This is a genomic window from Polyangium jinanense (assembly GCF_028435365.1).
This window is the reverse complement of the sequence record NZ_JAGTJJ010000124.1, coordinates 1-12,919: the sequence shown is the minus strand read 5'-3', so window position 1 is coordinate 12,919 and position 12,919 is coordinate 1. Positions and strand designations below refer to the sequence as shown.

The 12,919-nt window shown below is 68.9% G+C and carries 9 protein-coding genes; 4 read left to right on the top strand and 5 right to left on the bottom strand.

The genetic code is table 11. The features are described 5' to 3' along the window. The first annotated feature begins 238 nt into the window (after positions 1-238). The gene (locus tag KEG57_RS54475) at positions 239-2,992 is read left to right on the top strand and encodes a sensor histidine kinase (protein WP_272460081.1); all 2,754 of its coding nucleotides are present in this window, start codon (positions 239-241) and stop codon (positions 2,990-2,992) included. A gap of 333 nt (positions 2,993-3,325) precedes the next feature. Here KEG57_RS54475 and KEG57_RS54470 read toward each other — a convergent pair whose 3' ends face one another. The 4 genes from KEG57_RS54470 to KEG57_RS54455 form a co-directional block, all read right to left on the bottom strand. Next, positions 3,326-5,083, bottom strand: coding sequence for a hypothetical protein (locus KEG57_RS54470; protein WP_272460080.1), 1,758 nt, complete (start codon positions 5,081-5,083; stop codon positions 3,326-3,328). A gap of 112 nt (positions 5,084-5,195) precedes the next feature. Continuing rightward, positions 5,196-6,050, bottom strand: coding sequence for an outer membrane protein assembly factor BamD (gene bamD, locus KEG57_RS54465; protein ID WP_272424408.1), 855 nt, complete (start codon positions 6,048-6,050; stop codon positions 5,196-5,198). Then, the gene (locus KEG57_RS54460; protein WP_272424406.1) at positions 6,047-6,622 is read right to left on the bottom strand and encodes an RNA polymerase sigma factor; all 576 of its coding nucleotides are present in this window, start codon (positions 6,620-6,622) and stop codon (positions 6,047-6,049) included. Before KEG57_RS54460 ends, bamD begins: the two co-directional genes overlap by 4 nt. 58 nt (positions 6,623-6,680) lie before the next feature. After that, positions 6,681-7,679: a hypothetical protein gene (locus tag KEG57_RS54455; protein ID WP_272460079.1), complete on the bottom strand. Its 999-nt coding sequence runs from the start codon at positions 7,677-7,679 to the stop codon at positions 6,681-6,683. A 481-nt stretch (positions 7,680-8,160) separates the two neighbouring features. Between KEG57_RS54455 and KEG57_RS54450 the strand changes: the two genes are divergently transcribed. Together KEG57_RS54450 and KEG57_RS54445 are read left to right on the top strand one after the other, a co-directional pair. Further along, the gene (locus KEG57_RS54450) at positions 8,161-9,126 is read left to right on the top strand and encodes a D-2-hydroxyacid dehydrogenase family protein (protein WP_272424403.1); all 966 of its coding nucleotides are present in this window, start codon (positions 8,161-8,163) and stop codon (positions 9,124-9,126) included. A 457-nt stretch (positions 9,127-9,583) separates the two neighbouring features. Then, on the top strand, positions 9,584-11,011 hold the full coding sequence (locus KEG57_RS54445; protein WP_272424402.1) for a hypothetical protein: 1,428 nt from the start codon (positions 9,584-9,586) through the stop codon (positions 11,009-11,011). 6 nt (positions 11,012-11,017) lie between these two features. Here KEG57_RS54445 and KEG57_RS54440 read toward each other — a convergent pair whose 3' ends face one another. Next, a complete protein-coding gene (locus KEG57_RS54440) occupies positions 11,018-11,458 on the bottom strand; it encodes a DUF2267 domain-containing protein (protein ID WP_272424401.1) in 441 nt (146 codons plus the stop codon). Between the two features lie 235 nt (positions 11,459-11,693). Here KEG57_RS54440 and KEG57_RS54435 point away from each other — a divergent pair, with 235 nt between their 5' ends. Further along, positions 11,694-12,596 carry a response regulator gene (locus tag KEG57_RS54435; protein WP_272424399.1) on the top strand — a complete coding sequence of 301 codons (903 nt, stop codon included), beginning with the start codon at positions 11,694-11,696 and terminating at the stop codon, positions 12,594-12,596. Positions 12,597-12,919: the final 323 nt, after the last annotated feature.

The following is a 12,919-nucleotide window of genomic DNA, read 5'->3' as shown; positions in this document are numbered from 1 at the left end:
CGCATCGCGCAGTTCATCGACCCCGGGTCCAGCGCTTGCGCTGGTCCGGGTCCAGGGGCGGACAGCCCCTGGTGGGGCCTGGGGCAACGCCCCAGCGCAGCGCCTCGATGAGAGCCGTCCGCCGGGGCGGGCTATGACGTTCGATCCGCAGTCGGCGTGACACGCTGCCGTGAGCATGTTGTATTGGGAGCGATCTCCACGCGCTCCTCCGAGCGGCGGGGCGCAACAGGCAAAAGATATGTTGGAGGCCGACGAGGTCATTCATTCCGACAAGGGCATTTCCACCGGTCATGTAGACGTTTTCGCGAAGCTTGCGACGGGTCTCCTCCGCAGCACGAGCGAGCCCCGGGACGCGCACCGGCTCGCCGTGGAGCTCGTGGCCACGGCGCTCGGCGGGGACGTGACGCTCGTCTACGGCCTCAGCGGGGACGCGCGAACGCTCGCGCTTTCGGCGCATCGCGGCGCGCCCGAGGCGCTCCTCGACCGCGTCGGCTCGCTCCCGCTCGAATCGGCGAGCCTGGCCGCTCACGTGGCGCGCACGCGGAGGGCCGCGGACGTCGATGTCGCAGCCAAGGACGTCCCCTCGGACATCCACGCGGCCGCGGAGCTCGGCTGCGGCCAGCGAGCCCTGGCGGTGCCGCTCGTCTCCGAGGAGCACCTGTTCGGCGTGCTGGTTTGCTTCACGCCGCGCGCCGAGAACAGCCGGGATCGGTCGTTACCCATGCTCTCGGCACTCACGAGCCTCATCGCAGCCTCGCTGGCGTCCGCAACCCGGGCGACCGCGGAGACCGATTGGAAATACCGGCGGCTGTTCGAGCACGCGCTCGATTGCATCGTCATCTGCGACGACGCAGGGCGCCTGGTCGACGTCAACCCGCGCGCCTGTGAGCTCCTCGGCGCGTCTCGGGACGAGCTCTTGCGGGGGAACGTGTTCGATCTCCGGCCCCCCGAATGCAGGGCCGAGGCCCGGGCGAACTGGTCCGAATTCCTCAGGGTGGGGCACTGGGCAGCCGAGGGCACGTTTTTGCGCGCCGACGGCAGCACGTTCGTCTGCGAATTCAACGCGCAGGCGCATTTCGTTCCGGGCAGGCACATGGGCATCCTCCGGGACGTCACCGCGCGCAAGCAATCCGAGGAGGCGCTTCGTCAGAGCGAGGAGCGCCTCGCCCGCGCCCAGCGGATCGCCCACGTCGGGAGCTGGCAATGGGAGATCGACCCGGACGAGGCCTCGTGGTCGGATGAATGCTGCCGCCTCTTCGGCCTGCCTCCCGGGACCGAGACGAGAAGCTACAAAAAGTTTCTCTCGATCGTGCACCCGGATGATCGCGCGAACGTGGACGAGGCGGTTCGGCGAGCCCTCGACGGGACGCGCATGTATTCGCTCGATCTCCGCGTCGTGGTCGAGGACGGTCGGGAGCGGATCGTGCACGTGGAAGGCGACGTGTTCCGCGACGAAAAGGGGTGCCCGATCCGGATGTGCGGGACGGTCCTGGACGTGACGGAGCAGCGCCGCGCAGAGACGGCGCTCCAGAAGAGCGAGCTCCTCTTCCGGCAGGTGCTCGAGGCCTTGCCGGTCGGCGTATGGGTCTCCGACGAACGGGGCCAGCTCGTGCTGGTCAACCCCGCCGGACGACGCATCTGGGGCGGGGCACGGCTCGTCGGCCCGGAGCGGTTCGGCGAATACAAGGCATGGTGGGGCGATTCGGGCAAGAAGGTCGAGGCCGACGAGTGGGCGATCCTCCGCGCGCTACGGAACGGCGAGAGCGTGCAGAACGAGCTCGTCGCAATCGAGGCGTTCGATGGCACCCACAGGCTTATCCTGAACTCGGCCGCGCCGGTGCGTGATGCGGAGGGGCGAATCCTCGGGGCCTTCGTCATCAACGACGACGTGACCGAGCAGCGGCGGCTCGAAGCGGAGCGCGAACGGCTCGTCGAGGCCCTCTCGACCGAGCGACGCTGGCTGCGGGCCGTGATCGACGGGTCGCCCATCGGCATCGTGCTCTGCGAGCTGGAGAACGGGGCGCGGTACGTGATGAACCGGAGGGCCGAGGAGCTGCTCGGCGTGGCCAACTCGGATCCGGACGCGCTCGGAAAGATACGGAAAAGGCTCCGCCTGCCAGATGGCACGCCCGTGCCCCGAGGGGACCTATCGATCGAGCGGGGCATGCGCGGCGAGGTGGTGACCGGGCGGGAGATGCTCATCCGTGCCCCAGACAAGCCCGACGTGCCGGTCCTGACGAATGCGTCGCCCATTCACAGCGATGCGGGCCAACACCTCGGAACCGTCGTGACCTACGAGGACATCACGCCGCTGAAGGAGCTCGAGCGAATGCGGCAGGAATGGACGAGCGTGGTGGCCCACGACCTGCGCCAGCCAGTCACGACCATCACGACCCTCGCGTCGATGCTCGCACGCTCGTCCGCCGACCCCACGGCACGCCGCCGCGCCGAGCGGATCGTCGAGAGCGCAGAGCGGCTCGGGCGCATGATCGGCGATCTGCTCGATCTGTCGCGAATCGAGGCGCACCGGCTGGAGCTCGTGCGCGCGCCGACCGACATCCCGGAGCTGCTCGCGCACGTCATCGAGGCAAGCGGCGACCGCGAGCGTGTCACGCTCTCAATCTGCGGCGATCTTCCCGTGGTCTCCGTGGATGCGCAGCGGCTCGAGCAGGTCGCGGAGAACCTGCTCTCGAACGCGCTCAAATACGGGACGCCCGGGACGCCCATCGAGGTCGTCGCGGAGAGGCGCGGCGCCGAGATCATGGTGGCGGTGCGCAATCAGGGGCCAGGAATCGTGGCCGAGGACATGGGCACCCTGTTCGAGCGATTCAAGCGGGGGCGCGCGCAAGGCGGGTCGATCAAGGGTCTCGGGCTCGGGCTTTACATCGTGCGGGGCCTCGTGGAGGCGCACGGCGGGCGGGTCGAGGCCGAGAGCGTCCCCGGAGAGTCCACCACGTTCACGTTTTCACTGCCCATCACCGAGGGCGGCTGAGCAAACCGTCGCGCTGGGGCGTTGCCCAGGCCCCACCAGGGGTTGTCCACCCCTGGACCCGGACCAGCGCAAGCGCTGGACCCGGGGTCGATGAACTGCGCGATGCGCAGTTCATCGAGCAGGCCGAGGCAAGACCAGCGAAGGCCCTGCCAACCGAGACCGCCATGACGGGCAACGCTGTCTCTGGTCTTGCCGCCGGCCTGTGGGAAGAACTGCGCATCGCGCAGTTCTTCCCCAAATGGTCCAGGGCTTGCCCTGGTCCGGGTCCAGGGGCGGATAGCCCCTGGTGGGGCCTGGGGCAAAGCCCCAGCGCAGCGCCTCTGAAAGCGCAGCTCAAAGCCGGCTCGCCATACGCTCCACGAGGGCCTGGATTGCCGGGCGGTACGCGTAATCTGGAGCGCTCGTGTCCGTCAGTTGGGACGGGCAGATCGAGGTGAGCACGCCCTGGTTGCCCACGCCCTCGATCACGCTCATCGTCCGGGGGCTTGGGTAGGCCTTGGCTGCGACTTGCAGCGTGCGCGCGCCGCCGTCGTTCGGGTTTGGCGCGCAGAGTGGGCTGTCGTTGTCGTCATTGAAGCAATCGCACGGGATCGAGCTCGCCTCGTCGCTGCAATCGCGCGGCTCGACCAGGGGGAAGGTGCAGGCGTATTGTAGATCCTCGTTGTGCGTGGTGCGGTCGCCTCCGTTTTTGGCATTGCCGGCCGGGACGCCCGTGCGTTGCGCGACGGACTCGATCATGTACGGGTTCGACGGCGGCGTGCTCGTCGCGGGATTTCCGAGCAGGGCGCTCCAGCCCCCGTTCTGCGCGAGCTCCTCCGCGTTCTTGTAGCCGGCTGCGAGGTTTGACGGGTCCCGCGCGATGTCTTGCCAGGGAACGCCGACGATGCCGGCCACGAAGACGAGCCCTGGATCGCGGATCGTCTCGTTTGTATCGCTCAGATCGAGGTCGGAGAAGATGGGGTTTGGGACGACGTCCCCCGCGCGCGTCGTGACTGTGGGCTGGGTCAAGGCGTTGATGTATCGATCCACGGGGTGGAGGAAGTCGATCCCGAAGCGGCGCTTCTGGTCGAAGCAACGCAGATTGACCGGGTCCTCGTCCGTGCTCAGCCTGGCGATCCCTCCGGATTCATTGAAGCAGGTCGGATCGACGGGGCAATCGCCGGGATCCTGACCGCATGACTTGCAGCACGGGTCGTTCGGGTTCGTCGCGCATTCGCTGCGCGGCCGCGGCAGCGTCTCGGGCTCCGCGACGAGGTAATGAAGGCCCGTCTCCTTGATGGAGCAGTCGTTCTCGTCGGTGAGCGTCAGGATCACGAGCATCGAGTCGGGCCGGAGGAAATCGCGGCGCTGCGCGAGCAGCTCGACGTCGACCCCCTGGGGCGTGGCCTCGAAATTGACGACACTGATTGACTCGTAAGGCTCGGGGTCGGCGAGGAAACGATACCAGCTCTCGAGCTGCGACTCGTATCCGCAGCCGATCTGCCCGACGCCGCGGATGATGTCGGAAAGGTCTTGTGCGAGCTCGCCCGCGTTGCTCGGGGGCGAGAGCACGCCGATGGGATCCCAGAGAAGAAACCCCTTGTTCTCGTAGGTCGGCACCTCCGGCGTGACGCCGCACGCGTCGGCGCGCGTGAGCAGGTGGCCCTTGTCGTTGTTCGTCAGGTTGGGGTTCGGCGCGCAGGTCAGGTTGTTGCTGTCGACGTCGGGGCAAAGCTTGCCGCCGCGGCTTCCGAGGCTCGAGCTGATCACGCCGATGTGGATGTCGGTCACCGGCACGTGCCTTCGCACCTGGCCCGCCGGGCAGGGTTCGACGGCCGTCGACGGCGTCGACACCACGACGCCGTTCGCGTCCACGCACGGCGGGTTCGCGATTGCTTGCACGAGATCCTCGGTCGCTTTCGCGAGGACCTCCTGCTTGTCGGCCATGGACCGTGAATTGTCCACGACGAGCAGAAGATCGATTTTGTCCGCTTTGGGGAGCGGCGGCTCATTGCTGCCGCCGCCCACGTTGACCACGCCCTGGCATGCGATGCCCGTCACGCCGAGGCCGAGGATACACGAAAACAACGCCATTGCAGATCGCTGGCCCATGACATTCTCCTTTGCACGCGGCGCCGCCGGACATCGGCCGGCACCAGGTTCGTGCGAGGTGGGTGGAGCGAGGCGCCGGGCGCCATTTCAAAAAAAGATGCGCTCGGTGGTTTTATCGGACGAAGCTGCGGAGCTTCTTGGCGTGGGCGCTCGTCGGATGGGCGCGCAGGAAGGCGGCGGCGCGCTCGGAGGCGGCGGCGGTTTGGCCGGCACGGGCGAGGGCCTCGATCGCGAGGGCCTCGCGCTCCTGCGCGAGGGTGCCGTTCGGGAAACGATCCCCCATGGCTTCGAGCTTTTGCAGGGCGCCCGCCGTGTCGCCGGCCCGGAGCGCCGCGCGCGCGTCCCCGAGGGCCGTGCGCTCTTCGCGCAGACGGCTCGCCCGCTCGGCGTGCGCGGCGGCCGCTGGATCGACAGCGGGCGAGGGGGCAGGGGGATCGACGCTCGCCGAGGGGACGGCGGCCGAGGCCCTTCGTGGTGGCGCGCTCTTCGGCGGCTCGTCCTCCGTGGCCGGAGGGGGCGCGGGCGCGGCTTCGGGCGGCGGCGGGACGTCCGGCTCCGGCGCGCGGGGCGGCTCGATCACCGCTTCGGCCGTGGGCTCGATCCTCGGCGCAGCCGGCGGCGGCTCCTTCGCGGGTACGAATGCCGCGACGGCGCCTGCGACGATCGCCGTGCCGAGGAGCCCCACCAAAAGTCCTTTCGCGGCGCCGATTGCCCCCGAGGCGCTGGCCGTCGACGAGCTCGCGGCCGCCTGGGCCGGCGCTCCCGCAGGCGCGCCCGTGCTGCCGGAGGCGCCTCCGCTTCCGCCATCACCTCCGCCTCCACCGGGGCCGATCTTCGCGCTCAGCGCGGCCCAGATCGCATCCTCGGCGCCGGCCGGCGGGTCCATGTCGAGCCCCGCTCGAAGGAGCGCACGCTCGTGCGGCGCGGCGTCCGCGCCTTCCTCCATCCATCGCTTCGGGTCGCTCATCGCTTCCCTCCTGCCTGATTCGTGAGGGCGTTCCCCGGGACCTTCGGGGACGGGGGCACGTAAAATCGGTCGCGCGCCTGCGAGCGCGCCGCGCCTCGCCGGAAGGCCTCGCGGGCGAGCCGCAGGCGCGAGTAGACCGTGCCCAGGGGTAGCTCCAGCGTCTGGGCGATGTCCTCGCCCGTCATGCCTTCGAGCTCGAACAGCGTGAAGACCGCGCGTTGATCGAGCGGCAGCTCGTCGAGCAGCGCTTCGAGCTGCGCGAGCTCGCGCCGGCGCTCGGCCTCTGCGGCGACGTCGGCGCGCTCGTCGGGCGTGTGGAGCAAGGGTTCGTCGCCCCCGTCGCGGCGGTCGGCGGCGCGGGCGGCCTTGCGCCGATCGCCAGCGACCCGGAAGCAGATGCCGAAGATCCAGGTGCTCATCTTCGATCGTCCCTCGAACTCGGGCAGCCGCCGGTGAACGACGAGAAACACGTCCTGCACGGCGTCGGGCAGGTCGCTCTCGCGGATCCCGAGGCGGCGGAGGGAGCGCCAGACGAACGGGAAGTGCTCGTCGTAGAGCTGCCGGAAGTTCATGGAGTGACAGCGTCCGCGGTCATGGCCCTGGCTGGGTGGAGGCAGGGGCGGTTCGCCATCACGGAATCGTCCAGCGGAGGCCAGCGCCGAGATATCCGCTCAGGGGTGTGGGCTGGAAGGCCGTGACGGGGATGGTCGGGGCATCGGGGTCTGGGGCCGTGGGCACGTCGACGGTGAAGGCGTAGGAAAGGAGCGGGACGGCGACGCCGAGGCGGACGGACCAGCCGAGGCGGCCGGCGAGGGGGCCTTCGAGCATCCCGGTGCCGCCGAGGGCGATCCAGGGGCGGGTGCCCGCGCGGTTGGCCTCGAAGCCGCGGCCCTCGCCGTGGACGGCGCCGAGGAAGGGCTCGGCGCACAAGGAGACGCGGACGCCGCGGGGCGGGTCGACGACGGCGCCGCAGGCCCGCGCGGTGGCCGCGACGAGCCAGAGGCGGACCTGGCCAGGGGCGACGTCGAGGGTGGTGCCGGGGAGGCCGAAGACGCCGACGCCGAAGGAAGCTCTGCCGAGGCGGAGAGCGACCTCGCCGCTGACGGCCGGGGAGAAAGGCGTGAGGAATCCAGCGGTCGCGGCGGCGCCGAGGTGGAAGGAGAGGTCCCAGGCGGCCGGGCGCGGAGGCGGAGGCGGCGGCGGCGGCGGCGGCGGTGGCGGTGGCGGTGGCGGCGGTGGCGGTGCCGTGGGCTCGCTGTCGAGCAGGATGGCCAGGGTCAAGGCGAGCGCATCGGCGAGCTCGGCGCAGGTGGATCCCGGGTCGGAGAGGTTCCGGGTGAGGTCACCCGCCTCGAGCGTCGCGGCGTACCCGTCCTCCGAGCGGACGACGTGCACCTCGTACACGGGGGCCGCCGGATCCGCGCCTTCCGGGTCGAGTGCGGGGCGCTGCATCTGGCGCTCGACGGCGGCGGCGAGGGCTCCGGCGTCGGGACAATCGGCCGCCTCGGGCGCGCGCTCGACCACGAGGCGGGGCAGGGAGGCCGCAGAGGCCCCGGGGACGACTGCGAGCGTGGCGAAAAGGGCGAGCGCCGAGGGCAGGGAAGGTGAGCAGCGGCGCAGGCAGGACATGGGGGAGCCCAAGGCGGGCGCCATGGTAGACGAAAACCGCGACGGGGCAGCCGAGCGCGCTGAAATCTGTGGAAACGCGCCCCGAAACGAGGAAACGCGCGTTTCTCCTCTTCTCAACGCGTCCGGATCCGGTCGCGGGGTACGTTGCCACGTCTCGCAACGCGCCCGCTCGTCCTCCCAGGAGCGTTTCCCGTCCGCGCAACGCTCCTGGACACGCGGACGGGCGCATTTCCCGTCCGGGAAAACGCCTCGGCTCCGGGGTCCGGGCCGGTTTCCCCATCTCGCAATGCTCCCGGAGCCGCCGCGGGGGCCGTTGCCCACGCGCGCACCCGCACCGCGACGGCGGCGGGGATGTTTCCCCTTTCCGGGAACGACCGTTGCGGCGCTTCGCGGTCCATTCCCACCCGGATCAGCCCGAATCGGGCCGTCGATTCGGTGCTTTGTCGTACGCGAAGGCGAGCGTTCCTACTACGCTGTACGCATGACCGTGAAGAACCCACCGAAAGTCGCCATCCTCGATGACTACCTACGCGTGGCGGAGAGCCTCGCGGACTTTCGCCGTCTGCCGCCAGGCAGCGAACTCGTGGTGTTCGATCGCCACATCACGGATCGGGACGAGCTCATCTCCGCGCTCCGCCCGTTCGACGCGATCGTGCTCATGCGGGAGCGGACCCCATTCCCGGCGTCGCTCCTCGAACACCTCCCGAACCTGCAGCTCCTCGTGACGACGGGCGCGCGAAACGCGTCGATCGACCTCGCAGCCTGCCGCGCGCGCGGGATCACGGTCTCAGGTACACGCTCGGTCGGCACGCCGACAGCGGAGCTCACCTGGGGTCTGATCCTGGCGCTCGTGAAGCGCATCCCGGCGGAAGACCAGGCGCTCCGCGCAGGAATCTGGCAGACAGGGCTGACCGAGGGGCTCGCCGGCAAGTGCCTCGGCCTGGTCGGGCTCGGGAAGCTCGGAACGCAGGTCGCGCGCGTGGGGCAAGCGTTCGGGATGGAGGTGGTGGCCTGGAGCCCGAACCTGAACGACACGCGGGCCAAGGCGGCGGGGGTAAAACGCGTGGAAAAGGCCGCGCTCTTCGGGACGGCGGACATCGTGAGCCTGCACCTCGTGCTCGGCGAGCGGACGCGCAGGATCGTCGGCGTGGAGGAGCTTTCCTCCATGAAACCCTCGGCATATCTCGTCAACACGTCGCGCGCGGGCCTCGTGGACATGGAGGCACTCCTCGGCGTGCTGGACGCGAAACGTATCGCCGGCGCCGGGCTCGACGTGTTCCCGGAGGAACCCTTGTCACCGAAGCACCCGCTACTCGGCCTGCCCAACGTCGTCCTGACGCCGCACCTCGGCTACGTGACGCGGGAAAACTTCGCCGTGTATTACCGGGACGCTCTCGAGGACATCCTCGCATGGCACGCAGGAGCGCCCCTCCGGCTCCTGACCTGACATTCCCGCTGGGAGGCGCTGCGCTGGGGCTTTGCCCCAGGCCCCAGCAGGGGCTATCCGCCCCTGCACCCGGACCAGCGCAAGCGCTGGACCCGGGGTCGATGAACTGCGCGATGCGCAGTTCATCGAACAGGCCAGTTCAAGGCCAACGACGACCCTGCCCATCAAGACCGCGGCGCTGAGGATTCAACTGGCAACGTGCCCGTCGCCAGCGGGCAATGCACCTTCCTGGTCTTGCCACCGGCCTGTTGGAAGAACTGCGCATCGCGCAGTTCTTCCACGAACGGTCCAGGGCTTGCCCTGGTCCGGGTCGAGGGGCGGATAGCCCCCGCGGGGCCCGGGGCAGCGCCCCGGCGCGGCGGCCCCAAGAAGAGACCAATGCTCAGTCCAGAGGGAGATCGCATTCGTGAGAACGACGTTCCTACTTCTGTAGGCGGCACTGCGCTACGATGGCCCCATGACGAAACTTCGATTCTTCCTTGTCGCCCCCCTCTTCGTCCTCGGCTGCACGGAAACGGCCCAAGAAATTCCCCCGCCCGCTCCCACGCCGACCTCCGTGTGCGGCGAGATGCTCGACCTCACGTTCGGCACGGCGGAATCACGAACCAACCTCGCAGGCCTCTCGGTCGCGGTCGACGGCGCGTGCAACACGATTCTCGTCGGCATGACGCAAGGCTTGATCGATTTCGGCGGGGGCTACCTCGGCAGCGAGGACGCGCCCGTGGCCTTCGTGGCGAAATTCGACGCCAGCGGCAAACACGTCTGGAGCCGCGGGCTCCCGAACGGCGCGGCGTTCGAAGGAAAGGACGTCCTCGCCCTGGACCCCCAGGGCGGAATCCTCCTCGCCGGGAGCTTGCGCGCCGACGTCGACCTCGGGGGAGGTCTGCTCGGCGGCGAATACGTGCGCGCGAATCATCCGTTTTTGCTTCGGCTCGACGCGGACGGCAACCACGTCTGGAGCCGTCGCCTCCCCGGGAACTTGCCGGACGATGTCAATTACAGCGGAGGCTTTGCCCGCGTCGTGGAGGGCGTCACGTTCGATTCCGAGGGCAACTTCGTCATCAGCGGCAGGTTCGTCGGCACGCTCGATCTGGGCGGCGTCACGGTGACGAGCGTGCCCGAGGCGTGGGACGAAAACTTCGTGAACTACAAGCCCGACGTGTTCGTCGCGAGATACGACACGAAAGGCGAGCTCCTCTGGGCCAAGAAGTACGGCGGCGACACCTCGGACTACCCGGCCGGGCTCGACGTGACCCCGGCCGGCGAAGTGATCTTCGTGTATAACCAATTCAGCCTCCCGGAGGCCGCTGGGGAGCCGATAGGCTTGCACGTGAAAAAGTATTCTCCCGACGGCGAGATGCTCTGGAGCAAGGTCTTCGAGGATTCGGTCCTGGCCGGCTTCCGCGGCAACGTGGCCGTGACGGACGACGGCGGCCTCGTCCTGGGCGGGGAGGGGCAGCTCGTCTTCGGCGGCATCGGCACGTTCGGCCCGGCTTTCGTGGGCCGGCTCGATTCGAAGGGCGATCCCGTGCTCGGCGTCTCGGTCACAGGCAATACGGCCGCCGTGGTCACCGCCGTGGCCCCCGAGGGGAGCGGCGGCGTCCGCGCCGTCGGCTGGTTCGAGGACACGCTGCTCGTGCACGGAAAAACCATGGCCGGCTCGAACGGCGGGCTCGACGGGTTCGACGTGCACGTGGAATGGGACGACACCGCGAACACCGTCTCGACCTTCGGCGCCGAAGCGGACGAGCTCGCCCTCGCGATGGCGCAGAGCAAAGACGGCGATCGGGTGATCGTGGGCGTCGAGGGGCCGCTCGTGCACCTGGACGAATCCCTCTCGCCGTATTCGCAGGGGACGCGCATCTTCCTGCGCCGCCGCAGGTAAAGCGCATCAAGCGGCCACGCGGCGCGGGCCCCAGAGCTCCCAGATCTCCGACGGGAGCTGGCCGCGGATGTGCTCGATTTCCCCCTGAGGGAGCAAGGCGCGCACGCCTTGCAGCACGGCCCGCGCGACGAGCTCGGCCTCGCCGACCTCGATTCGAAGGTGATCGGCGAGCAATCGCAAAAACTCCCCCCGATCGAACACATCACTCTCGAGCCCGCGGTGTGCCGCGCACGGCTGCACGAGGGTCTGGAGCGCCTCGGGCAGGCTGTTCGCGAGATCCTGCGCCTCACCTTTGCTCAGCCTTCGCGAGAGCACACAAAGCACAGCCGCGGCAGCCTCGGGCGTGCGTACCTTTTGCGGCAACCCGCCAACCTGCTCGATGTGCTCGACGATGCGCCGCGACACGGGATCGATCCGCGCGCCGCCCTGAGGTCCCTGGTTTGCCATGTGGCTCCTCCCTTCTCGCTGAACGAAACGCTGCCACTGCAAAGGGGCAAGCGTGGTGCCTGGAGCCGATGGTGTCCCGCACGCCCGCGGACCAGCGTGCCTGTCCGGCATTCGGGTCGCCCCTTCGCGAAATGTTTGCGCCGCGCAGTGTCTTGCGAGGCGCGTGCGCGTCGCATATCGTCGCGACGGCTGAAAGACGGTGGGGAGGATGGCTGACCTCATCGAAAGGTAGAAGATGACCGGTGCTCTCGATGGGTTGGTGCTCGTCGTCGACGACAATCACGTCGACCTCGACGTCCTCACGATGGTTCTCCAAAACGAAGGGACCGAAATCGCCGTGGCGACCGACGGTCGATCCGCCTGGCAGATGCTCGGCGAGGAACGGCCAGACCTCGTATTCCTCGACGTGAACCTGCCAGACGTGAATGGCTTCGAGCTCTGCCAACGAATGCAAGCAAACCCCGAGACCAAGGACGTGCCCGTCATCTTCATGACCGCACTCTCCGATCGGGAAAGCAAGCTGAAGGGTCTACGCATGGGCGCCGTGGACTACATCGGCAAGCCCTTCGACGTGGAGGAGCTGCTCGCACGGTTCCGGCTGCATCTGTCGCTCTGCAAGACCACAAAAGCCCTGCGCGAGAAGAACGCCGAGCTCGACGACGCGCGGACCCGTCTCGAGGCCGAGCTCGCCGAGCGCCGAAGCGCCGAAGAAGAACGCACGCGGCTCCACCAACAAATCATGGAAGCCCAGCGCGCACGGCTCCTCGAGCTCTCAACGCCACTCGTGCCCATCTCCGAGGGCATCCTCGTGATGCCGATCGTCGGCGTGATGGACGAGGACCGAACCACACAGATGCTCGACGCCGCCCTCCAAGGCGCCGCCGAAGCAAAAGCCACGTTCGTGATCGTCGACCTCACAGGCCTGCGCAGCTTCGACGCACGCGTCGCCCCCATACTCCCGCGTCTCCGCGACGGCCTCGCACTCCTCGGAACCCAGATCGTACTCACAGGCATCTCAGCCGAAGCCGCCCGCGCAATCATCCACCAAGGCATCGATCTGAACCGCATCCCCACACGCGCCACGCTAAAGGAAGGCATCCGCCTCGCCACACGCGAGCGCAACGCCTCCGTCCGCTGACGGGGCGGGGCGGGCGGGGCGTTGCCCCGCACCCCAGCAGGGGGCTGTCCGCCCCCTGCACCCCGGACCAGGCACGGCCTGGACCGAGGGCGGATAAACTGCGCGATGCGCAGTTTATCCGACGGGCCCGGGGCAAGACCACGAGCGGCGTTGCCAGCTGAGACAGCAGCGCTGCCCCCCTCGTCGAGCAGACACGTCAACGCTGCGGTTTGACTGGCCAGCCCGTCGCCGGTCTTGACCTGGCCTGTTCGATGAACTGCGCATCGCGCAGTTCATCGACCCCGGGTCCAGCGCTTGCGCTGGTCCGGGTCCAGGGGTGGACA

Bases quoted from the DNA above. Each gene is read 5' to 3' on its own strand.
- KEG57_RS54475 (WP_272460081.1), top strand. From the start codon at position 239: ATGTTGGAGGCCGACGAGGTCATTCATTCCGACAAGGGCATTTCCACC.
- KEG57_RS54470 (WP_272460080.1), bottom strand. From the start codon at position 5,083: ATGGGCCAGCGATCTGCAATGGCGTTGTTTTCGTGTATCCTCGGCCTC.
- bamD (WP_272424408.1), bottom strand. From the start codon at position 6,050: ATGAGCGACCCGAAGCGATGGATGGAGGAAGGCGCGGACGCCGCGCCG.
- KEG57_RS54460 (WP_272424406.1), bottom strand. From the start codon at position 6,622: ATGAACTTCCGGCAGCTCTACGACGAGCACTTCCCGTTCGTCTGGCGC.
- KEG57_RS54455 (WP_272460079.1), bottom strand. From the start codon at position 7,679: ATGTCCTGCCTGCGCCGCTGCTCACCTTCCCTGCCCTCGGCGCTCGCC.
- KEG57_RS54450 (WP_272424403.1), top strand. From the start codon at position 8,161: ATGACCGTGAAGAACCCACCGAAAGTCGCCATCCTCGATGACTACCTA.
- KEG57_RS54445 (WP_272424402.1), top strand. From the start codon at position 9,584: ATGACGAAACTTCGATTCTTCCTTGTCGCCCCCCTCTTCGTCCTCGGC.
- KEG57_RS54440 (WP_272424401.1), bottom strand. From the start codon at position 11,458: ATGGCAAACCAGGGACCTCAGGGCGGCGCGCGGATCGATCCCGTGTCG.
- KEG57_RS54435 (WP_272424399.1), top strand. From the start codon at position 11,694: ATGACCGGTGCTCTCGATGGGTTGGTGCTCGTCGTCGACGACAATCAC.